Below are 22,008 nucleotides of genomic sequence, written 5' to 3' on the forward strand. Positions count from 1 at the left end.
CGTCCCGATCCGCTGATGAAAGCCACCTTCTCGCCCCGCGAGATCGTCTCCGAGCTCGACCGCTTCATCGTCGGCCAGAAGGACGCCAAGCGGGCGGTGGCGATCGCGCTGCGCAACCGCTGGCGGCGCCTGCAGCTCGACGACAAGCTGCGCGAGGAGGTGCTGCCCAAGAACATCCTGATGATCGGCCCGACCGGCGTCGGCAAGACCGAGATCGCCCGCCGCCTCGCGCGCCTCGCCGGTGCGCCGTTCCTCAAGGTCGAGGCGACCAAGTTCACCGAGGTCGGCTATGTCGGCCGCGACGTCGAGCAGATCGTGCGAGATCTTCTGGAGGTCGGCATCTCGCTGGTGCGCGAGGAGAAGCGCAAGGCGGTGCAGGCGCGCGCCCATATCGCCGCCGAGGACCGGGTTCTCGACGCCCTGGTCGGCCCCGGCGCCACCCCTTCCACCCGCGAATCCTTCCGCCGCCGGCTGCGCAGCGGCGAACTCGACGACAAGGAGATCGAGATCGAGGTGCAGGCGGGCGGCGCCGGCATGCCCATGTTCGACATCCCCGGCATGCCCGGCGCCCAGATGGGCGCGGTGTCGCTGAACGACTTCTTCTCGCGGATGACCGGACGCACCCGCACCCGCCGCACCACGGTGGTCGAAGCCTATGCGCCGCTCCTGGCCGAGGAATCCGACAAGATGCTCGACCAGGACAGCATCGTGCAGGACGCGATCCGGCAGGTGGAGAACAACGGCATCGTGTTCCTCGACGAGATCGACAAGATCTGCGCCCGCGAGGGGGTGCGGGTCGGCGACGTCTCGCGCGAAGGCGTGCAGCGCGACCTGCTGCCGCTGATCGAGGGCACCACCGTCTCCACCAAGCACGGCGCGGTGAAGACCGACCACATCCTGTTCGTCGCCTCGGGTGCCTTCCACGTCGCCAAGCCCTCGGACCTCCTGCCCGAGCTGCAGGGCCGCCTGCCGATCCGCGTCGAGCTGTCGGCGCTGACCCGCGAGGACATGAAGCGCATCCTCACCGAGCCCGAAGCCTCGCTGATCAAGCAGACCATCGCGCTGATGGCGACCGAGGGCGTGACGCTGGTGTTCACCCCCGACGCCATCGACGCGATCGCGGATGCCGCGGTCAGCGTCAATTCGGCGGTCGAGAACATCGGAGCGCGGCGGCTGCAGACGGTGGTCGAGCGGGTGCTGGACGAGATCAGCTTCTCGGCGCCGGACCGCTCGGGCGAGACGGTGACGATCGACGCGCCCTATGTGCAGGCCGCGGTGGGCGATCTCGCCAAGAACGCCGACCTGTCACGGTTCATTCTTTGATGCGGTTTCCGGATGGTCCCTTCGGGGTCCCGGAAACGGCCTCACCGAAAATCCTTTGTTTGCGAAGGGATTTTCGGCGATCGGGATACGGCTCGAAGGCTTGATCGGCCGGAAACCGTATGAGCCGACCGCCCGACGATTGACACGACAGGCGCCGGCGTGTTGAACCGCCGCCGGATGCCTGCCCCTTTTGGATACCTGCTCTCACGCAGCGCCGGGCATGCCGGTGCCGCGACAGCCGTTGCGCTGTGCGGCTGAAGAGATGGATTTGCCATGGCTGCCGAAACGAGATCGCCCGCGGCGACGCGCCGGACCTTCGCCATCATCTCGCACCCGGACGCCGGCAAGACCACGCTGACCGAGAAGCTCTTGCTGTTCGGCGGCGCCATCCAGATGGCCGGCCACGTGCGCGCCCGCGGCCAGAACCGCCGCACCCGCTCGGACTGGCTGGAGATCGAGCGCGCCCGCGGCATCTCGGTGTCGTCGTCGGTGATGACGTTCGAGCGCGACGGCATCACCTTCAACCTGCTCGACACCCCCGGCCACGCCGACTTCTCCGAGGACACCTATCGCACGCTCTCGGCGGTGGACGCCGCGGTGATGGTGATCGACGCCGCCAAGGGCATCGAGAGCCAGACGCGCAAGCTGTTCGAGGTCTGCCGGCTGCGCGACATCCCGATCGTCACCTTCATCAACAAGATCGACCGCGAGGGCCAGGACCCGCTCGCTCTGCTCGACGAGATCTCGTCCGGCCTCGCGCTCGACCTGACGCTGTGGACGTGGCCGATCGGCATGGGAGTCGATTTCCGCGGCCTCTACGACATCCGCGGCAAGCGGCTGATGATGCCCCGTGAGGTGCGCACCGACCCGTGCGGCCGCTCGGTCGAGGTCAAGGAGCCCGGAGAGGTCATCGAGATCCCGGAGGTCGAGAGCCGCATCGCCGGCCCGGCGCTGGAGGAGATGGCGCTGTGCCTGGAGGATCTGCCGAAGTTCGACCGCGCGTCGTTCCTGGAAGGACACCTGTCGCCGGTGATCTTCGGCAGCGCGCTCCGGGACTTCGGCGTCGGCGAGCTGCTCGATTTCCTGGCGCAGCATGGCCCGGGCGCCCTGCCGCGCGCCGCCAATGTACGGACGGTCGAGCCGGACGAGCCCGCCGTCAGCGGCTTCGTCTTCAAGGTCCAGTCCAATATGGACCGCAACCACCGCGACCGCGTCGCCTTCGTCCGCCTGTGCTCAGGCCGCTTCAGGGCCGGCATGAAGCTCTACCACGTGCGCGAGAAGCGGCCGGTTGCCATCAACGCGCCGATGTTCTTCTTCGCCCAGCAGCGCGAGACCGCCGACGAGGCCTATCCCGGCGACATCATCGGCATCCCCAACCACGGCCTGCTCCGGGTCGGCGACACGCTGACCGAGGGCGAGGCGTTCCATTTCGAGGGCATCCCGAACTTCGCGCCCGAGGTGCTGCGCCGGGTGATCTTCTCCGACTCGTTGCGCGCCAAGCAGCTGCACAAGGCGCTGTCGGACATGGCCGAGGAGGGGGTCGCCCAGATCTTCCGGCCGGTGAACGGCGCCTGGCCGATCCTCGGCGCGGTCGGCACGCTGCAGCTCGAAGTGCTGGCCTCGCGGCTCGACCAGGAATACGGCCTGCCGATCAAGCTGGAGAACGCGCCCTACGAGATGGCGCGCTGGGTGAAGAGCGAGAAGCCTGAAGAACTCAAGCGCTTCGTCGAGGCCAACCGCTCCAACATCGCCGAGGACAAGGACGAGGCGCTGACCTTCCTCGCCAAGAACGCCTGGACGCTCAACCGCACCATGGAGGAGTGGCCGGACATCCGCTTCCTCGCGGTGCGCGAGCGCAACTGAGCGAGTCTCATACGGTTTCCGGTTGATCCCTTCGGGATACCGGAAACGGTCTCGCCGAAAATCCCTTGTTCGGTAACGGGATTTTCGGCGATCGGAATACGTTTCTCCGGCTTGATCAGCCGGAAACCGTATCACACCCGCCGCCGCACCCGCACATAAAGCGCGCCCTCGCCGCCATGGACGACGTGGGCGGTCTCGAACCCCACCACCAGCGGCCTGAGCTCGGCCGAGCCCATCCACAGCGGCACCTCGCGGCGCAGCACCCCGCGCTCGTGACCGAAATGGGACACGGCGCCGGGCGCGCCCTTGCCGGTGATCACCAGCACGATGCGGGCGCCGTGCGCCTGGGCCTGGAGCAGGAAGCGGGCGAGCCGGTCGTGCGCCTCGCGGCGGGTGAGTCCGTGCAGGTCGATTCGCGCATCGATCTCGACCACGCCGCGCACCAGCCGCAGCCGGGTGCGCCGTTCCAGCGGCGCCAGTGGCGGGGCGGGCTTGCGGGCCGGTTCGGGCGAGGGAGCCGCCTTGGGGACCGCCCGGCCGGGGCGGGCCGCCGGACGCACGGCAGGCTGGCCGGCGTCCGGCGCTTCGGCGCTGGATTCAGATGCGATTTCCGGCTCGGCGACCGGCCGGCGGCGCACCTTGCGGCCGCGCAACGGCTTGATGTCGCGGATGACGTGCTCCCACAGCGCGCGGTCGGCGTCGGTGAGCGGACCGCGGGGGCGCCGCGGGCTCATCGGGCCGGCGGCCCGCCCGTGGCCGGCTCGACCCCGCGCGGCAGCAGCATGACGAAACGGCCGGCATGGCGGATGCGCCCGGCAATGGCCGCGGCCTCCTTGCCGGCGCCGAAATAGATGTCGGCGCGGGCCGGCCCGACGATCGCCGTGCCGGTATCTTGGGCGATCATCAGCCGGCGGAACGGCTCGGCGGTGCCGGGGGCCGACACCGGCAAGGCGGCCTCGATCCAGAACGGCGTGCCATAGACATGAAGCGTGCGGTCGACGGCGATCGAGCGGCCCGGCGTCAGCGGCAGCCCCTGGGCGCCGATGGCATGCTCCTCGGGCGCCAGATCGGCCTCGCGGAAAAAGACATAGGAGCGGTTCATCCGCATCAATTCGCGGCCCTCGGCCGGATTGGCCTCGATATAGGCGCGGATGCGGTCGAGCGTCATTTCCTCTTTCGGCACGATGCCACGGGCGATCAGGATGCGGCCGACCGGCGTGTAGTCGTGGCCGTTGCGGGCGGCGAAGGCGTAGCGCTTCAACCGGCCGTCGGGCAGCCGCACCTGGGCCGAGCCCTGGATCTGGCAGAAGAAGGCATCGACCGGATCCTTCAGCCACACCAGGGCGTAGCGCTTGGCGTCGACCGCCCCGTCCTCGATCGCCGCGCGGTCGAGCCACGGCTCAGCCGGGCGGCCGTCGCTGCGGCCGGCCAGCAGGCGTTTCAGCTCGGCCGGCACAGCGAGCAGCGGCGTGGCATAGGCCGCGGACGGCGTGAGCGCGCCCTCGACGATCGGCTCATAGTAGCCGGTGAGGAAGCCCTCGCCGCCGCCGGCCGGCTGGATGCGATAGGCGCCGAAACCGTCCTCGAAGAAACGCCGCGCCGCCGCGGCATCGGCGGCCGGGTGGGCGAGCGCCCGGGCGCACGCCGCCTTCAGGCCCTGGCTCATCGGCTGCGCGGCGCGGCTCGGCGCTGCGGCTCTGGTCACCGCTCGGCAACTGGCGAGGAAGGTGCGGAAGGCGGCCAGATGGTCGTCGCCGGCCCAGCCTTCGAGGTCGGCGAACGCCACCGGCTCCAGCGTCGCCCCGGCGAGGCGGATGGCGGCGGGTGGCGCGGCCATGGCCGACCCCGGCACCACGGCGGCACCGAGGGTCAGGGCTCCACTCAGGGCTCCGAGCAATGACAGCAGCGCGGCCACGGCGGGGGTTCCGGCATTGACGCTGAGGTCAGGCGGCCTCGGTGGCGATGAGCTTCCAGTTCGGATCGCGCGAGGTCAGATCGCGGGCGAAGGTCCAGATGTCGGTGACGTCGGTGACCTGATCGGGATTGCCGTCGACCACCGCGCCGGCCTTGTCCCGGGTCACGGTGACGAGTTGCGACACGAAGCGGACGGTGACGTGGACGGTGCGGTCCTTGACCTCGGCGCCCACCACTTCGGCCTTGTCGATCGACACGAAGCGCGAATCGACGGTCTCGCCGCGGGCCTCGCGGTCGGCGATGGCGGCGATGAAGCCGTCATAGACGTCCTTGGCGAGCAGGTCGCGCAGCGTGCGCCGGTCGCCATTGGCGAACGCCGTGACGATCATCTCATAGGCCGCGCGCGCGCCGCCCAGGAAATGCTGCACGTCGAAACTGCGGTCGGCGGTGAGGATGTCGTCGAGGCCGCGTTCCAGCGCCGAGCCTGGCTCGGCGATGCCATCCCAGCGGCCGGGCGGCAGCGGTTCATCCTCGCGGCGCTCGGTGCCGGGCACGCGCCGGGGCAGCGGCACCACGTTCTCGCCGGTCTGCGCCCTCATATCGCGGGCCACCTCGCCCGGCGGTCGCTCGTGCCCGGTCTTCTGGCCCAGCACGCTGCGCAGCCGCAGGAAGATGAACAGGGCGAGCGCCAGGAAAATGATCGTGTAGATGTCCAACACTGTCTCTGCCTCATCGGCGGGGGCGTGACCTTCTGGATGAACCCCCGGCACGCGGCGCCGAGATCCGGCAGCCAGATGTCGAAGGGCGTTCAGTCCCAGACTCGATTTGGATGCGATCCCGATTCGGACCCGGTCTCGCGTCCTCTTGCCCGTACCGGATGTCCGCGGTGTGCGAACGGCCGGATAGGGCCGGAAAAACGGCGCGCAGCGTACACTCCCGGCTGCCGCGTGATCCCCCATCTATGCCGGAATCGGCGGCAATCCAGACGTCGCCGCACCCTTTTGCCACATGTCGCAAGGGATGGGCGAGATGGATCGGCGAGATCAGTTGACGAACCGCTGATCCAACCATGGCCGAAACGCCTGAACTGAAGAGCGGAATCTCGGCCGACAAAATATGAAATTCCGGTGACGGCGCCGGATTTCGTATCAATCTAAACGATGTCTGGCGGTGCGCCAATGATCGGCGGCCGTTATGCTTGCCGCCAGGGGCTTCGTCATGGTAGCGACCACCGCAACGGCGGGGCTGTCCGTCGCGACCGAACGGAGTTCATTATGAATACCACGGCTAACGGGGCACCGACCGAGTCGAAGGCGCCGGGCCTGAACGTGCTTGCGCAGTTCATCAAGGATTTCTCGTTCGAGAATCCCCATGCGCCGCAGTCGCTCGTGCCTCCTCCGCAGCCGCCCTCCATCAATGTTCAGATCAACGTCACGGCAAATCCGTTGAGCGGCACGGACTACAACGTCGACCTCAAGATCGAGGGCAAGGCGCAGCACGAGAACACCGTGCTGTTCTCGTTCGACCTGAGCTATGGCGGCGTGTTCCGCGTCCAGAACATCGCGCCGGAAGCCGTTCACCCGGTGGTGCTGATCGAATGCCCGCGGCTGCTGTTCCCGTTCGCACGGCAAATCATCGCCGATGCGGTGCGCAATGGCGGCTTCCCGCCGCTGCTGCTGGAGCCGGTTGATTTCGCCGCGCTGTACCGCCAGCGCCTCGCCGAGTTGCAGGCCGCTTCGCCGACCCCGCCGCCGGCCGCCTGAGCGGCGCGGCAGCAGCCTGTGGGAAGTGTCCAATGGCCGGGATTCGTCCCGGCCATTTGCGTTTCAGTCCCGGTTTCATGCGGCTTCCGGCTCAATCAGCCGAAAACCGTATCAATCACCCTTCTTCTCCGGCGTCGCGGCCGGCACCACCGTCGTGGTGTCGGAGAGATCCTCCTCATAGAGGCGCCAGATGGCGTGCTCGCCCAGCGTCGCCACAAACGCATGGTGCGCTTCGACCTCAGTGCTGGTCAGCCGCGGCGGCAACGGCGCCGGGCGGGTGCGCACCCCGGCGGTGTCGCGCCGCAGGGTGGCGGTGCGGGCCACGTCCAGCACCAGATTGGCCTGCCGGGCGCCGACCAGCTCGACATAGACCTCCGCCAGCAGCTCGGCGTCGAGCAGCGCGCCGTGCTTGATGCGGTTCGAATTGTCGATGCCGAAGCGGGTGCACAGCGCATCCAGCGTGTTGGAGGCGCCGGGAAACTTGCGCCGCGCCAGCATCACCGTATCGACCACCCGCTCACGGCCGATCAGCGGCCGGCCAAGCCGCCTCAGCTCGGCGTCGAGGAAGCCGAGATCGAAGGAGGCGTTGTGCGCCACCAGATGGGCGTCGGCGACGAATTCGAGAAAGCCGTCGGCGACCTCGGCGAAGCGCGGCTTGTCGCGCAGGAACTCGGTCGTCAGGCCATGGATCTCGACCGCGCCCTGCGGCACCTCGCGCTCGGGATTGATGTAGGTGTGAAACGTGCGCCCGGTCGGCCAGCGGTTCTCCAGCTCGACGCAGCCGATCTCGACCAGCCGATCGCCGCTCAACGGGTCGAGCCCCGTGGTCTCGGTATCGAAGACGATCTCGCGCAATCCGGTCTCCGCCTCAGTTTCCGCCGGCCATCAGGCTGGCGGACCGCAGGATGCCGTGCACCTGGGTGCGGGCGGCGGCGAAGCCGCGGCTGGTATCGACCAGGAAGTGCGCACGCCGCCGCTTCTCGGCATCCGGCATCTGCTTGGACAGGATGGCGGCGAATTTTGCCGCCGTCATCCCCTCGCGCCCCAACACTCGGTCGCGCTGCACAACCTCGGGCGCGGTGACCACCACCACCGCATCGACGCGGGCCTCGCCGCCGGTCTCGAACAGCAGCGGAATGTCGAGCACGACGATCCGGCGGCCGGCCTGGCGCGCCTGGGCGACGAACGCCTCGGCATCGGCGCGCACCAGCGGGTGGATGATACGTTCGAGATCGGCCAACGCCACAGGATTGTCGAGCACGCGGGCGGCCAGCGCCACGCGATCGACCCCGGCCGCCGAGGTCGTGCCAGGAAAGCGCGCCTCGATCGCCGGCACGGCGGCCTCGCGATAGAGCCGGTGGACGGCGGCATCGGCATCGTGCACCGGCACGCCCGCCTCGACGAACATGGCGGCGGTCGCCGACTTGCCCATGCCGATCGAGCCGGTGAGGCCGAGCACGATCATCGCTCCGCCTCCGCGGTGGCGGCGGCCGGCGCGATCTTTGCCCTGATGTCGGCCTCGATCAGCGCCCGCAGCTCGGGCGTCACCTGCGGCGTCACCCCGAACCAGCGCCGGAAGCCCGGCACCGCCTGATGCAGCAGCATGCCGAGCCCGTCGATCGCGGCGTGGCCGCGGGCGCGGGCGGCAGCGAGAAGCCCGGTCTCCAGCGGCACATAGACGATGTCGGCTACCATCGCCGGCGGCGGCAGCGGGTCGAGATCGATGGCGAGGCGCGGCTGGCCGGCCATGCCGAGCGAGGTGGTGTTGACCAGGAGGTCGGCACCGGTGAGCAACGCCGGCAGGCTCTCCCATCCGGCGGGCTTCACCCGGGAACCGAGGACGGAGGCAAGCTGTTCGGCGCGCTCGAGCGAGCGATTCACCACGCTGACGCGATCGATTCGGCGCTGCAACAATCCATAGACGATGCCGCGCGCCGCGCCGCCGGCGCCCAGCACCACGGCGTGGCCGGCGCGGCCCTCCCAGCCGGGCAGGCGGGCGTCGAGATCGGCGAGAAAGCCCATGACATCGGTATTAGCGCCGTGAAGCCGGCCATTCTCGATCCACACGGTGTTGACGGCGCCGAGCGCGCGGGCCGCCTCGTCGGCCTCATCGACGGTGGCAAACGCCGCCTCCTTGTGCGGCAGGGTGACATTGCCGCCGACATAGCCGTGACCGGCCAAATTGCGCAGGAAGGCCGGAAAGTCGGCAGGCAGTACATCCTCGCGGCCATAGCTGCCGGCAAGGCCATGCTGCTGGAGCCAATAGCCGTGGATCAGCGGCGAGCGGCTGTGCGCCACCGGATGGCCGATGATGCAGGCGCGCGGCTCCATGGTCAGCCCTCCAGTGCGCCGAGATTGCGCAGCGCCGCCAGCACGGCCAGAAGCGGCAATCCAAGAATGGTGGCGTGATCGCCAACGATCCGCTCGAACAAATGAATGCCGAGCCCCTCCAGCCGATAGCCGCCGACCGTTTCGGTGACGGAGGGACCGGCCGCGTCGAGATAGAGATCGAGGAAGTGGTCATCGAACCAGCGCATCACGAGCTCGGCCCGGTCGACGCCGCGCCACAGCACCTTGCCATCCCGCGCGAGAGCCGCCGCACTGTGGAGATGATGTGTATTCCCGCGCAAAAGCCCAAGGATCTCATGGGCTTCGGCGACTGTCGCGGCCTTGTGGATAAGATCGGGGCCGAAGCTCATGGTCTGGTCGGCGCCGAGCACCAGCCGGCCGGGCGCCTTGGCTGCTGCTGCGAGCGCCTTGGCCGCGGCCAGATCGAGCGCCAGCGCCGCGCCCTCGGACCCCGCGACCGCGCGCTCATCGATATCGGCGGGGGCAATCTCCACCGGAATCGCCGCAGCCTGCAGCAGGTCGCGGCGCGCCGTGCTGCGCGAGGCGAGGATCAGAGGTTCGGTCAGCCGCCACAGCGCCATCGGTTCAGTCGTGTCCGATCTGTTCGCGCCGCCGGTCATTGATCAGCGAGACGATGGCCGCCGCCGTCTCCTCGATCGAGCGGCGAGTGACGTCGATCAGCGGCCAATTGTAGCGGGAGGCGAGCTTCTTGGTGAAGGCGAGTTCCTCGGCGATGACCTGGCGGTCGATATAGGTGTCGCCGGCCTGCGAGGCGTTGAGGCCGAGAATGCGATTCTGCCGGATCTGCGAGATGCGCTCGGGGCTTGCCACCAGTGCCACGATCAGCGGCCGCGTCAGGGTTTCAAGCTGGGAGGGCGGCGGAATCGGCGGCACCAGCGGCACATTGGCGGTCTTGATGCCGCGATTGGCGAGGTAGATCGCCGTCGGCGTCTTGGAGGTGCGCGAGATGCCCACCAGCACGACGTCGGCCTCGTCGAGATCGTCGACGATCTGGCCGTCGTCATGCATCATGGTGAAATTCATCGCATCGATGCGCTTGAAATAGTGCGCATCCAGCGTGTGCTGGGCGCCGACCCGCGAGGCGGTCTCGGCGCCGAGATAGGATTGGAACAGGCTGAGCACCGGCTGCAGCACCGACATGCAGGGAATGCCGAAATCCCGGCACTTCTCCTCCAGCCGGTTCGACAGGTCGCGATCGACCAAAGTGTAGAGCACGATGCCGGGCGCGGTCTCGATCTCGGCGATCGCCCGGTCGAGCTGCTTCTGGGTGCGCACCAGCGGATAGACGTGCTCGACCTGCGAGAACGGCGCATAGCGTGCCGAGGCGGCGCGGCCCACCGTGATCAGGGTCTCGCCGGTGGCATCCGACACCAGATGGAGATGAAAGTAGCTTTCCTGCGGCTCGTCGATCGGCACGGGGGAACACCTGTGGACAGATCGGGAGAAGGCCACGGCCAAGCGGCCGACGCAAGCGGGCGGCGGGATAAAGCCTGAGATTGCTCCACAGGCCAGCCCGCGGGAGACGCGACAGCAGGGGGCTGTGAACCGCGGCGGCCCGCACAATGGCCCGCTACGGCATTATCCGGTGCCACCAAGGGCTTGCCCGCCAGCATGAGGCATGCGAACGAGGGCTTCCATCCGATGGCGCGCTGTGGACGGACTGTTGATCGCGACGTATGAGTCCAAACAGCCCCCCAAACTGACTCAACAGACTCTTCTAAAAGGATATTTGTTTTGAGTGAGCCCGTGGGACGAACCGCCAAGCCTCTGATGCGCGTGCTGTCCGGAGAGCGGATCTGGCCGCCGCCGATGTGGCTGATGCGGCAGGCCGGACGCTATCTGCCGGAGTACCGCGCGACGCGGGACAAGGCCGGTTCCTTCCTGTCGCTCTGCTACAATGCGGAGCTCGCCACCGAAGTGACCCTGCAGCCGATCCGCCGCTTTGGCTTCGACGCCGCCATCCTGTTCTCCGACATCCTGGTGGTGCCGCACGCGCTCGGCCAGTCGGTGCGCTTCGAGGCCGGCGAGGGGCCGCGGCTCGACCCGGTGGCGACGGCCGAGGCGCTGGCCGGCATCCGCGAGGAGATCGACCTCGAACTTCTCGCGCCGGTTCTGGAAACGGTGGAGCGGGTGGCCGCGGCGCTGCCGCCGCAGACGACGTTCCTCGGCTTCTGCGGCGCGCCCTGGACGGTGGCGACCTACATGGTGGCCGGCCAGGGGACCGAGGACCAGGGGCCGGCGCGCCAGCTGGCCTATAACGACCCCGCGCTGTTCGGCACGATCATCGACCGGCTGGTGCAGGCGTCGATCACCTATCTGGTGGCGCAGCTCAAGCGCGGGGTGGACGCGGTGCAGGTGTTCGACACCTGGGCCGGCATCCTGCCCGATGCCGAGTTCGACCGCTGGGTGATCGCGCCCACCAAGGCGATCGTCGATGGCGTGCGGGCCCAGGTGCCGGGCGCGCGAATCATCGGTTTCCCGCGCGGCGCGGGAGCGCGCCTCAAGCGCTATGCGATCGAGACCGGCGTCGATGCGGTCGGGCTCGACTGGACGGCGGATGGTGCCTATGTCCGCGCCGAGGTGCAGACCAAGGTGGCGGTGCAGGGCAATGTCGACCCGCTGGTGCTGATCGCCGGCGGCGAGGCGCTCGATCGCGCGGTCGACAATGCCATCGCCGCCTTCGGTCACGGCCCGTGGATCTTCAATCTCGGACACGGCATCACGCCCAATGCGCCGATTGCGCATGTCGAGCGGATGATCGCCCGGGTGCGCGCCAGCACGGGACCTGCGTGATGGCGGCAATGTCGACGGCGAAGGTGGTGCAGCGGGCGGTGATGGCGCTGGTCATCACCGCCGCGCTGGCGGCAATGCTGGTCTATGGTGCAAGCCCGACCGCGGTGCTGTGGCTGAAGTCGCTGCACATCATGGCGGTGATCGCCTGGATGGCCGGGATGTTCTATCTGCCGCGGCTGTTCGTCTATCACACCACCGTGCCCGTCGGCTCGCAGGCGTCGGAGACGTTCAAGGTGATGGAGCGCAAGCTTCTGCGCTACATCATGAACCCGGCGATGGTGGTGAGCTGGGCCGTCGGCCTGTGGCTGGCCTGGGACATCTATCACTTCGAGGGCGGCTGGCTGTGGGCCAAGATCGTGGCGGTGGTGCTGCTGTCGACGGCGCACGGCTATTTCGCCATGGGCGTGCGGCACTTCGCCGAGGACCGCAACACACGGTCGGAACGGCACTGGCGGATCGTCAATGAGGTTCCGACGCTGCTGATGGTCGCCATCGTCATCTTCGTGGTGGTCAAAGGGTTCTGACCGCTTTTGGCCGCGGGCGGTATCACGGGGCTTGCGCCGCCCGCGGCAATCGCTTACATCGCTTGCGTTCTCCCAACGTAGGCGGGCGCGAGAGCCGAATCGGCCGGCGTCTCTTCAAGCCGGCGACGCGCCATGTCGACGAGCCCTCGGCCGACCGGCCGTCCCGGCTTGCTTCCAAGACCTACGATTTTTCCTTCCCCTGCCGACAGAAACCGGTTGTGCGGTCTGTCAGGATTTCTCGCAATGCGCGAAGTGAAACTTCAGGATCTGAAGTCCAAGACTCCCATTGAACTCCTGGCGTTTGCCGAGGAGATGCAGGTCGAGAACGCGAGCACCATGCGCAAGCAGGAGCAGATGTTCGCGATTCTGAAACAGCTTGCCTCCCGCGACATCGACATCATCGGCGAAGGCGTGGTCGAGGTGCTGCCCGACGGCTTCGGCTTCCTGCGCTCGCCGGATGCGAACTACCTGCCCGGCCCGGACGACATCTATGTGTCGCCGTCGCAGATCCGCAAATTCTCGCTGCGCACCGGCGACACGGTCGAGGGCCGCATCCGCAGTCCCAAGGAGGGTGAGCGCTATTTCGCCCTGCTCCAGGTCAACACCATCAATTTCGAGGACCCGGAGAAGACCCGCCACAAGGTCAATTTCGACAATCTGACGCCGCTCTATCCCGACGAGCGGCTGCGCATGGAGGTCGACAACCCGACCACCAAGGATCTGTCGCCGCGGGTCATCGATATCGTGGCGCCGCTTGGCAAGGGCCAGCGCGCGCTGATCGTTGCGCCGCCGCGCACCGGCAAGACGGTGCTGCTGCAGAACATCGCCCACTCGATCACCACGAATCACCCCGAGTGCTACCTGATCGTGCTCTTGATCGACGAGCGGCCGGAGGAAGTCACCGACATGCAGCGCTCGGTGAAGGGCGAGGTGATCTCCTCGACCTTCGACGAGCCGGCCTCGCGCCATGTCCAGGTCGCCGAGATGGTGATCGAGAAGGCCAAGCGGCTGGTCGAGCATTCCCGCGACGTGGTGATCCTGCTTGATTCGATCACCCGCCTGGGCCGCGCCTACAACACGGTGGTGCCGTCCTCCGGCAAGGTGCTGACCGGCGGCGTCGACGCCAACGCCCTGCAGCGGCCGAAGCGTTTCTTCGGCGCCGCCCGCAATATCGAGGAAGGCGGCTCGCTGACCATCATCGCCACCGCGCTGATCGATACCGGCAGCCGCATGGACGAGGTGATCTTCGAAGAGTTCAAGGGCACCGGCAACTCGGAAATCATCCTCGACCGCAAGGTGGCCGACAAGCGCACCTTCCCGTCGATGGACATCACCCGGTCCGGCACCCGCAAGGAAGAGCTGCTGGTGCCCAATGACGTGCTGAAGAAGATGTACGTGCTGCGGCGCATCCTGACGCCAATGGGCACGGTCGACGCCATCGAGTTCCTGATCGACAAGCTGCGCCAGACCAAGAGCAACCAGGAATTCTTCGATTCGATGAACACCTGAGCCGGCGAAGACCTCGAAGGGGTCATCGGTTCGGATTGGGGATGAACGGGCGGCTTGGCCGCCCGTTTGCGTTTCGGGCCAGATGAGTTCGGGCCGCGTGTCGGTTAAAGTGCGGCTGCGGCCGTGGGGCGTGCCGCCGCCGCGGCGAGTTGCTCCGGCGTCGTCACCGGCAGCGAGCAGCGCTCGCCGGCACAGACCAGCGCCATCGTCCCACCGTCTGCGGCGAGAGAATGGGCCGGGTGGCGGGCCGGCAGCGCGGTGGCTGCAGGCGCGCGCAGAACGATTCGGTTGAGAAATGGCAACTGTAAAGCCGCCGTGGCAAAGGCCGCGTTGTCCGGCCCGACGCAGACGATCTCGGTGCCGTGGAGGCGCAGATCGATGGCATTCAGCAGCGCGGCGTGGGCGAACAGATTGGCGGCGGCGAGCGGGCTCAAGGTCGCGATCAGCCGGTCGGCCTGCTCGCGGTAGCGATCCTCGCCGGTCAGCACGGAAAGGCGTATCAGGTTCTGGGCGGTGATGCCCTGGGCATTGGGCGAGGCGTCGTCCTCGCTGGGGCGCAGGCGCAGCACCACGGCTTCGGCATCATCGGCGGCGAGGAAATAGGAGCCGTCGGGCGCGAGGTGGTGATCGTCGAGTGCCGCCTGCCAAGCCTGCGCCCGACCGAGATAGGCTGGCTCGCCGGTCGCCTCGTGGAGCGCCAGTGCGGCCTTGATCATCATCGCATGGTCGGAGGCGAGGCCCGGGAGGGTCAGACGGCCGGCGCGCCAGGCGTGGCCGAGTCGGTCGCCGCGACTCATGGTGCCGGCGACGAATTGGAAGGCGCGGGCGGCACGGTCGATCCAGCCGGGCTCGCCGAGCAGCGCGCCGGCATCGGCCAATGCTGCGATCATCAGCCCGTTCCAATCGGCGAGAATCTTGTCGTCGAGGCCGGGACGCGGGCGGCGGTTGCGGACAGCGAGAAGCGTGGCGCGCAGCGATTCGAGTCGGATCCGGTTCGATTCCGACAAATCCGGCGCGTCAAGCTGATGGAGGACGTTGGTGCCCTCCCAATTGCCGGCGGCGGTGACGCCATAGGCGGCGGCGAACAGGGCGCCGTCGCCGGGGCCGAGGTGGCCCAAAATCTCATCCAGCGTCCAGGTGTAGAATTTGCCCTCGGCACCCTCCGAATCGGCATCCAGGCTCGCGGCGAACGCGCTCCCCGCAATGGTCATCTCGCGGTCGAGCCAAGCGACGATGCCGGTCGCGCGGTCGCGATAGAGCGGGTTGCCGGTGCGGGCGTGCGCGAGCGTCAGCAGCGTCAGGAGCTGGGCATTGTCGTACAGCATCTTCTCGAAATGCGGCACGTGCCAGCGGTCGTCGACCGAATAGCGGGCGAAGCCGCCGCCGAGATGGTCCCAGATGCCGCCCAGCGACATGCGGGTCAGCGTGGTCTCTACCGGCGCAAAGAACGTGTCGTCGCCGGTGCGCAGGCCGGCCCGCCACAGCAGTTCGAGCACCGGGGCTTGCGGGAATTTCGGCGCGGTGCGCGGGCCGCCAAGCTCCGGATCGAACAGGGCGGCGATCTGGCGGGCCACTTCGTCGAGCTCGCGGCGGCCGAGATCGACGGCGTCGGTGGCGGCGCGCCGGGTGAGCAGTGCGCGGCCGATGGCGGCGGCATTGCCGGCGACGCGCTCGGGCTCCTCCTCGAAGACGCGGGCGATCTCGCGGCAGATTTCGACGAAGGACGGCCGGCCGTAGCGCGCGACCTTGGGGAAATAGGTGCCGCCCCACACCGGGGCGCCGCCGGGGGTGAGGAACATGGTCAGCGGCCAGCCGCCGGGCTCGCCCAGCGCATGCAGCGCCGACATATAGAGGTGATCGACGTCGGGGCGCTCCTCGCGATCGACCTTGATGTTGACGAACAGCGCGTTCATCACCGTGGCGGTCGCCGGATCCTCGAAGCTCTCGTGCGCCATCACGTGGCACCAGTGGCAGGCGGCATAACCGATCGACAACAGGATCGGCCGGCCGGTGCGCTGGGCCTCGGCCAGCGCCGCTGGCCCCCACGGCCACCACTGGACCGGATTGTCCTTGTGTTGGAGAAGGTAGGGGCTGGTTTCGCGGGCCAGGCGGTTCTCGGGCATCGCGGGCGGGTTCTCCCTGTCGGCGTCGGTTTCGGGGGTGCCGGCCGGACGCCAGCCGGGGCGACTCCAGTTGAAATGGGCCGGTTGCGACGCCCGGACAGGGCGGACCGGAGAATTTGCCGGATGAGCAATTGATGAGTGGAGCGGACACCATCTTTGCGCTGTCGTCGGGCCGGCCGCCGGCCGGGGTAGCGGTGGTGCGCGTGTCGGGGGCTGGGGCGCGATTCGCGCTCGAAACCCTGGCCGGGGCGGTTGGGGAGCCGCGCCGTATGGGGTTGGTGACGCTTCGCGACCCGACGACAAAGGAGGCGCTCGACCGGGCGCTGACGGTCTATTTTCCCGGGCCGGCCAGCGCGACGGGCGAGGATATTGCGGAATTCCACCTGCATGGCGGGCGGGCGGTGGTGGCGGACGTGCTCGCCGCGCTGGGCCGTCTCGACGGCCTGCGGCTGGCCGAGCCCGGCGAGTTCACCCGGCGGGCGTTCGCCAATGGGGTCATGGACTTGGCGGCGGTCGAAGGGCTCGCCGACCTGATCGCGGCCGAGACCAGCGGCCAGCGCCGACAGGCCCTGGCGCAGGCGTCCGGCGCGCTGGGGGCGGCGGTGGCGGGCTGGCGCGAGCGGCTGGTCGGGATCATGGCACTGGTCGAGGCGTCGATCGATTTTTCGGACGAAGGCGACGTGCCGACGAACCTCGTTGCATCGGCGCAGACGGACGTTGCGGCGCTGCAGCGCGACGTTGCGGCGGCGTTGGACGGCGCACGGCGCGGCGAGCGGATGCGCAGCGGTCTGGTGGTGGTGATCGCCGGGCCGCCGAACGCCGGCAAGTCGAGTCTGCTCAATGCGCTGGCGCGGCGCGAGGTGGCGATCGTGTCGGCGGTGCCGGGGACGACGCGCGACGCGATCGAGGTCCATCTCGACCTCGACGGGCTGCCGGTGACGGTGATCGACACGGCGGGCTTGCGCGAAGGCGCCGATCCGGTGGAGAAGGAGGGCATCCGCCGGGCGCGCGAGCGCATGGCGCTGGCCGATCTGGTGCTTTGGCTGGAGCCGGCGGACGCACCGGGGGAGGCGGCACCGGAGGTTTTGGCGCCGCTTTGGCGGGTCGCCACCAAGTGCGACCTGGCCGAGCCCCCACCGTCCGATTCGGACTCGAAACGGGATGCCGTCCGCCATCGGGTTTCGGCGCGGAGCGGCGCCGGGCTCGACGGGCTGGTCGTCGACCTCACGGCGGCGGCGGCCGAGCTGATCGGCGGCGAGCCGCCCTTGGTGACGCGGGCGCGGCAGGCCCAGGCGCTCGACGCGGCGCTGGCGGCGCTGGGCGAGGCCAATCGGCGCGCCGATTCGCATCCGGAATTGATCGCCGAGGATTTGCGCCGCGCCGCCGCTGCGCTCGGAGAGGTGATCGGCATGGTCGATGTCGAGGACGTGCTGGACGCGATCTTCCGGCAGTTCTGCGTCGGCAAGTAAGGACGGGTTTCACGTGAAACGCCACGCGACTCTCGGTGTTTCACGTGAAACACCGTTAACCGAGTTTAAGACTGAATTTGACGGACAGTCGGATAGGGCATGACCAGGACCGAGAGTTTCGACGTCATCGTGGTGGGGGGCGGCCATGCCGGCTGCGAGGCCGCCGCCGCCGCGGCCCGCCTCGGCGCGCGCACCGCGCTGGTCACCCACCGCTTCGCCACCATCGGTGCCATGAGCTGCAATCCGGCGATCGGCGGCCTCGGCAAGGGCCATCTGGTCCGCGAGATCGATGCGCTCGACGGGCTGATGGGGCGGGTCGCCGATCTCGGCGGCATCCAATTCCGGGTGCTGAACCGGCGCAAGGGCCCGGCGGTGCGCGGCCCGCGCGCCCAGGCCGACCGCAAGCTCTACGCCGCGGCGATGCAGGCAGCGATTCGGGCCCAGAACAATCTCACGGTGATCGAGGCCGAGATCGACGATCTGGCGGTGGCGGACGGCCGGGTTACGGCGGCGGTGACCGCCGATGGCCGCGTGCTGCCGGGCGGGGCGGTGGTGCTGACCACCGGCACCTTTCTGAACGGGCTGATCCATATCGGCGAGACCCAGATCCCGGCCGGCCGGGTCGGCGAACCGCCGGCGCGTGGCCTGTCGCGAACCCTGGCGCGACTCGGCCTGACGCTCGCCCGGCTCAAGACCGGCACGCCGCCGCGGCTCGACGGCCGCACCATCGACTGGGCGAGCCTGGAGATGCAGTCGGGCGACGAGCCACCGGAGCCATTCTCGGTGCTGACCGAGCATCTGCCCAATCCGCAGGTCCAATGCGGCATCACCCGCACCACCGAGGCGACGCACGCGGCGATCCGCGCCAATCTGGACCGCTCGCCGATGTATTCCGGCCAGATCGAAAGCCGCGGCCCGCGCTACTGTCCGTCGATCGAGGACAAGGTGGTGCGGTTCGGCGACCGCGACGGCCACCAGATCTTCCTGGAGCCCGAGGGGCTCGACGATCCGACCGTCTATCCCAACGGCATCTCGACCTCGCTGCCGGAGGACGTGCAGCGCGCCGTGGTGGCGTCGATTCCGGGCCTGGAGCGTGCCACCATCCTGCGGCCCGGCTACGCCATCGAATACGACCATATCGACCCGCGCGAGCTGGAGCCGACGCTGGAGACCAAGCGGGTGGGGGGCCTGTTCCTGGCCGGCCAGATCAACGGGACCACCGGCTATGAGGAGGCGGCGGCGCAAGGGCTGATCGCCGGGCTGAATGCGGCGCGGCGCGCGGGCGGCGCGGGCGGCGTGGTGTTCGACCGGGCCGAGGCCTATCTCGGGGTGATGGTCGACGATCTGGTGACGCGCGGCGTCACCGAGCCCTACCGCATGTTCACCTCGCGCGCCGAGTACCGGCTGACGCTGCGCGCCGACAATGCCGACCAGCGGCTGACCGGGCGCGGCGTGGCGCTGGGCTGCGTCGGGGCGGAGCGGGCGCGCCAGTTCACCGCCAAGCGCGCCGCGCTCGATGCGGCGACCGCGCTCGCGCGATCGCTGACGGTGACGCCGGACGAGGCGGACCGATTCGGACTCGTTTTGAATCGGGACGGCAAGCGACGCTCGGCGTTCGAGCTGCTGTCCTATCCGGACATCGAATTCGAAAGCGTGGCGCGGATCTGGCCGCAGCTGGCGGCGCTCGATCCGGCGATCGCCCGGCAGCTGGAGATCGACGCCACCTATGCCGTCTATCTCGACCGGCAGGCCGCCGACATCGCCGCTTTCCGGCGCGATGAGGCGCTGACGCTGCCGGCCGACCTGGACTATGCCGGCATTCCCGGCCTGTCGGTGGAGCTGCGCCAGCGGCTGTCGCGGGTGCGGCCGCACACGGTGGGGCAGGCCGGGCGGATTGAGGGCATGACGCCGGCTGCGCTGGCGCTGCTGTGCGTGCGGGCGCGCCGGGATGGCGGCGGGCGGTCCGGTGGACCAGCGGTGGACAATTCGCCGGCAGCCGGGGGACAGGCTGTGGACGGGCTGTGAACGAGTCGGATCCGCAATGAACCGGCAGCGCCAGGCGGGGTTGGCGCAAGCCTCTGAATGGACGTGCAAACCAACAACATTTCCGTCATCGCCGGACAGTCCCGGCGAGCCTGGTACGCCGCTCCAGCACTTGATGTCCTCCGTGCCGGTACCGTTGCCGGCGTTGTGAACGTCGTGTCGAGATCGCCGGGCCAAGCCCGGCGATGGCGGCGGGGAGAGCGCCTAAGCCTCCGCTGGCGCCGGAGGTTTCCGCAATCAGTTGGCCCGTCGTTGGGCCGGAATGGCTCCGGTCATCGCCGGGCTTGGCCCGGCGATCCGGACTCCCTGGCGACCCTCTGTGTGGCCTTTCCAACCGGCGCCGGGGCCGGGTGACGCCCGATCGAGGTGACCGGGACAAGCGCGGCCATGACGGCGGCGAGGGGCCGAGGGCGCGAGGCGGTTAGGGCGGGGGATGGGCGGAAGCCGCCGGGACCGAGCGCTGTGGCCGGCGGCGGGGGTCGGCGCCGGCGGAATCACTGTTACCGAATCCTGCACACCCTTGCGGGGTCCGGCGAAGCGGGGTCATTGTCAGGTCCATGGCGACGAATCACTTGCAGAGACCCGCGGCGCGCCGGCCGGCGCAGTCGCAGAGAGCCGGACAGCACCCGGCGCCGGCCGGGCAGGACCGCCCCGGAGCGGACCTCGCCGAGGCGCTGGCGGCGGATCGGGCGCGGGCGCTCGACCTCCTGCCTGTTTCACGTGAAAACGCCGAGCGGCTCGACCGCTTCGTGGCGCTGCTGCTGAAGTGGCAGCCGGCGCAGAATCTGGTGTCGGCGGCGACGCTGCCGAACGTCTGGACCCGCCACATCGCCGACTCGCTGCAGCTTGCCGCGCATCTGCCGCCGGGGGCGCGCGTGGTGGCCGATCTCGGCTCCGGCGCCGGTTTCCCCGGTCTGGTGCTGGCCATTGCGCTGGCCGAGCGGGAGGGCGCGCGGGTGCATCTGGTCGAGAGCAACCAGCGCAAGGCGGCGTTTCTGCGCGAGGCCGCCCGCGTCACCGGCGCGCCGGCCACCGTCCATGCCGCGCGGATCGAGGCGGCGCTGCCGGAAATCGCCGGACCGGTCGATGTGGTGACCGCCCGGGCGCTGGCGCCGCTGCCCGATCTCATCGCCCTGGCATATCCCTTGTTGAAAACCGGGGCGATCGGCCTCTTTCTCAAGGGACAAGATGTAGAACGAGAATTGACCGAGATCTCTAAATCTTGGACACTTCAGACGGCTTCCGCACCCAGCCTCACCGAGGCCGGCGGGTGCATTCTTCGCGTCGACAGGGCGGAACCCCTGGTTCCGCGAGGCTCCTCCAGGACGCAACCATGACCGGATCTGTCAAACCCAGGGTCATCGCCATCGCCAATCAGAAGGGCGGTGTCGGCAAGACCACCACGGCGATCAATCTCGGCACGGCGCTGGCCGCGGTGAACGAGACGGTGCTGATCATCGATCTCGATCCGCAGGGCAACGCCTCGACCGGGCTCGGCATCGACCGCAAGGCGCGCCGGGTCTCGACCTATGACGTGCTGGCCGAGAACCTGCCGCTGGCCAACGCCATTCTCGACACCGCCGTGCCGCGGCTGGCCATCGCCCCCTCCACCATGGACCTCTCCGGGCTCGAGCTGGAGATCGCCGCCTCGCGCGACCGGGCGTTCCGGCTGCGCAAGGCAATCGAGGGGCTGGCCGGCGAGTTCGGCCATTTTTCCTATGTGCTGGTCGACTGTCCGCCATCGCTGAACCTGCTGACGGTCAACGCCATGGCAGCGGCCGACGCCATTCTGGTGCCGCTGCAGTGCGAGTTCTTCGCGCTCGAAGGCCTGTCGCAACTGCTCAGGACGGTCGAACAGGTGCGCTCCACCCTCAATCCGACCCTGTCGCTGCAGGGGGTGGTGCTGACCATGTACGACGCGCGCAACAATCTGTCCGCCCAGGTGGTGGCCGACGTGCGCGCCTTCCTGAAGGACAAGGTCTACGACACCGTCATCCCGCGCAATGTCCGGGTGTCGGAGGCGCCGTCCTACGGCAAGCCGGTGCTGCTGTACGACCTCAAATGCACCGGCGCCCAGGCCTATCTGCGGCTGGCCTCCGAGATCATCCAGCGCGAGCGCAATCTGCGCGCGGCGTGATGCCGGACCGCCGGCGCCCGCGAATGGATTCGGGCACGAAATCGTGCCGGGACCACGGGCCGGATGTCGCCTGATGCGGTTTCCGGTTGATCCCTTCGGGATACCGGAAACAGCCTCGCCGAAAACCCCTTGTTCGATAACGGGTTTTTCGGCGATCGGAATACGGCTCGAAGGCTT

At 68.8% G+C, this 22,008-nt stretch carries 19 protein-coding genes; 10 read left to right on the forward strand and 9 right to left on the reverse strand.

The annotated features are described in order from the left end of the window. The first annotated feature begins 15 nt into the window (after positions 1 to 15). Together hslU and BLTE_RS16080 are read left to right on the forward strand one after the other, a co-directional pair. Complete coding sequence (gene hslU / locus BLTE_RS16075; protein ID WP_126402259.1) at positions 16 to 1,323, forward strand: ATP-dependent protease ATPase subunit HslU; 1,308 nt, start codon at positions 16 to 18, stop codon at positions 1,321 to 1,323. A gap of 273 nt (positions 1,324 to 1,596) precedes the next feature. Continuing rightward, positions 1,597 to 3,186: a peptide chain release factor 3 gene (locus tag BLTE_RS16080; RefSeq protein ID WP_126401637.1), complete on the forward strand. Its 1,590-nt coding sequence runs from the start codon at positions 1,597 to 1,599 to the stop codon at positions 3,184 to 3,186. A 131-nt stretch (positions 3,187 to 3,317) separates the two neighbouring features. Here BLTE_RS16080 and BLTE_RS16085 read toward each other — a convergent pair whose 3' ends face one another. The 3 genes from BLTE_RS16085 to BLTE_RS16095 form a co-directional block, all read right to left on the reverse strand. Then, positions 3,318 to 3,920, reverse strand: a complete 603-nt coding sequence (locus BLTE_RS16085; protein ID WP_126401638.1) for a Smr/MutS family protein — start codon at positions 3,918 to 3,920, stop codon at positions 3,318 to 3,320. Further along, entirely contained in the window at positions 3,917 to 5,023 is a 1,107-nt protein-coding gene (gene mltA / locus BLTE_RS16090; RefSeq protein ID WP_145988195.1) for a murein transglycosylase A, read from the reverse strand. The genes BLTE_RS16085 and mltA overlap by 4 nt, the downstream gene beginning before the upstream one ends. A gap of 106 nt (positions 5,024 to 5,129) precedes the next feature. Then, positions 5,130 to 5,816, reverse strand: coding sequence for a Tim44/TimA family putative adaptor protein (locus tag BLTE_RS16095; protein WP_126401640.1), 687 nt, complete (start codon positions 5,814 to 5,816; stop codon positions 5,130 to 5,132). Between the two features lie 558 nt (positions 5,817 to 6,374). Here BLTE_RS16095 and secB point away from each other — a divergent pair. Further along, complete coding sequence (gene secB, locus BLTE_RS16100; protein WP_126402260.1) at positions 6,375 to 6,863, forward strand: protein-export chaperone SecB; 489 nt, start codon at positions 6,375 to 6,377, stop codon at positions 6,861 to 6,863. A 111-nt stretch (positions 6,864 to 6,974) separates the two neighbouring features. Here the strand turns inward: secB and dnaQ are convergent, their stop codons facing one another. The 5 genes from dnaQ to BLTE_RS16125 are packed head-to-tail and all read right to left on the reverse strand — an operon-like array spanning position 6,975 to position 10,643. Continuing rightward, entirely contained in the window at positions 6,975 to 7,718 is a 744-nt protein-coding gene (dnaQ, locus tag BLTE_RS16105; protein ID WP_126401641.1) for a DNA polymerase III subunit epsilon, read from the reverse strand. 13 nt (positions 7,719 to 7,731) lie between these two features. Next, complete coding sequence (gene coaE, locus BLTE_RS16110; RefSeq protein ID WP_126401642.1) at positions 7,732 to 8,328, reverse strand: dephospho-CoA kinase; 597 nt, start codon at positions 8,326 to 8,328, stop codon at positions 7,732 to 7,734. Next, positions 8,325 to 9,194 carry a shikimate dehydrogenase gene (locus tag BLTE_RS16115; protein ID WP_126401643.1) on the reverse strand — a complete coding sequence of 290 codons (870 nt, stop codon included), beginning with the start codon at positions 9,192 to 9,194 and terminating at the stop codon, positions 8,325 to 8,327. The genes coaE and BLTE_RS16115 overlap by 4 nt, the downstream gene beginning before the upstream one ends. A gap of 2 nt (positions 9,195 to 9,196) precedes the next feature. Further along, positions 9,197 to 9,793 carry a Maf family protein gene (locus tag BLTE_RS16120; protein WP_126401644.1) on the reverse strand — a complete coding sequence of 199 codons (597 nt, stop codon included), beginning with the start codon at positions 9,791 to 9,793 and terminating at the stop codon, positions 9,197 to 9,199. Positions 9,794 to 9,797: 4 nt separating this feature from the next. Further along, the gene (locus tag BLTE_RS16125) at positions 9,798 to 10,643 is read right to left on the reverse strand and encodes a pyruvate, water dikinase regulatory protein (RefSeq protein ID WP_244600246.1); all 846 of its coding nucleotides are present in this window, start codon (positions 10,641 to 10,643) and stop codon (positions 9,798 to 9,800) included. A gap of 360 nt (positions 10,644 to 11,003) precedes the next feature. On the opposite strand from BLTE_RS16125, the gene hemE reads away from it, so the two are divergent. From hemE to rho, 3 genes are all read left to right on the forward strand, one after another. Continuing rightward, positions 11,004 to 12,026, forward strand: coding sequence for a uroporphyrinogen decarboxylase (gene hemE / locus BLTE_RS16130; RefSeq protein ID WP_126401646.1), 1,023 nt, complete (start codon positions 11,004 to 11,006; stop codon positions 12,024 to 12,026). Further along, positions 12,026 to 12,550: a protoporphyrinogen oxidase HemJ gene (gene hemJ, locus BLTE_RS16135; RefSeq protein WP_126401647.1), complete on the forward strand. Its 525-nt coding sequence runs from the start codon at positions 12,026 to 12,028 to the stop codon at positions 12,548 to 12,550. The genes hemE and hemJ overlap by 1 nt, the downstream gene beginning before the upstream one ends. 243 nt (positions 12,551 to 12,793) lie before the next feature. After that, a complete protein-coding gene (gene rho / locus BLTE_RS16140; RefSeq protein ID WP_126401648.1) occupies positions 12,794 to 14,059 on the forward strand; it encodes a transcription termination factor Rho in 1,266 nt (421 codons plus the stop codon). 104 nt (positions 14,060 to 14,163) lie between these two features. Here the strand turns inward: rho and BLTE_RS16145 are convergent, their stop codons facing one another. Further along, complete coding sequence (locus BLTE_RS16145) at positions 14,164 to 16,182, reverse strand: thioredoxin domain-containing protein (RefSeq protein ID WP_126401649.1); 2,019 nt, start codon at positions 16,180 to 16,182, stop codon at positions 14,164 to 14,166. A gap of 134 nt (positions 16,183 to 16,316) precedes the next feature. On the opposite strand from BLTE_RS16145, the gene mnmE reads away from it, so the two are divergent. The 4 genes from mnmE (at position 16,317) to BLTE_RS16165 (ending at position 21,831) form a co-directional block, all read left to right on the forward strand. After that, positions 16,317 to 17,651: a tRNA uridine-5-carboxymethylaminomethyl(34) synthesis GTPase MnmE gene (gene mnmE / locus BLTE_RS16150; protein ID WP_126401650.1), complete on the forward strand. Its 1,335-nt coding sequence runs from the start codon at positions 16,317 to 16,319 to the stop codon at positions 17,649 to 17,651. 99 nt (positions 17,652 to 17,750) lie between these two features. Further along, positions 17,751 to 19,676 carry a tRNA uridine-5-carboxymethylaminomethyl(34) synthesis enzyme MnmG gene (mnmG, locus tag BLTE_RS16155; protein WP_126401651.1) on the forward strand — a complete coding sequence of 642 codons (1,926 nt, stop codon included), beginning with the start codon at positions 17,751 to 17,753 and terminating at the stop codon, positions 19,674 to 19,676. Between the two features lie 692 nt (positions 19,677 to 20,368). Beyond that, complete coding sequence (gene rsmG, locus BLTE_RS16160; RefSeq protein WP_244600247.1) at positions 20,369 to 21,031, forward strand: 16S rRNA (guanine(527)-N(7))-methyltransferase RsmG; 663 nt, start codon at positions 20,369 to 20,371, stop codon at positions 21,029 to 21,031. Beyond that, entirely contained in the window at positions 21,028 to 21,831 is an 804-nt protein-coding gene (locus BLTE_RS16165) for a ParA family protein (RefSeq protein WP_126401653.1), read from the forward strand. The genes rsmG and BLTE_RS16165 overlap by 4 nt, the downstream gene beginning before the upstream one ends. Positions 21,832 to 22,008: the final 177 nt, after the last annotated feature.

The organism is Blastochloris tepida (assembly GCF_003966715.1).
Classification (GTDB): domain Bacteria; phylum Pseudomonadota; class Alphaproteobacteria; order Rhizobiales; family Xanthobacteraceae; genus Blastochloris; species Blastochloris tepida.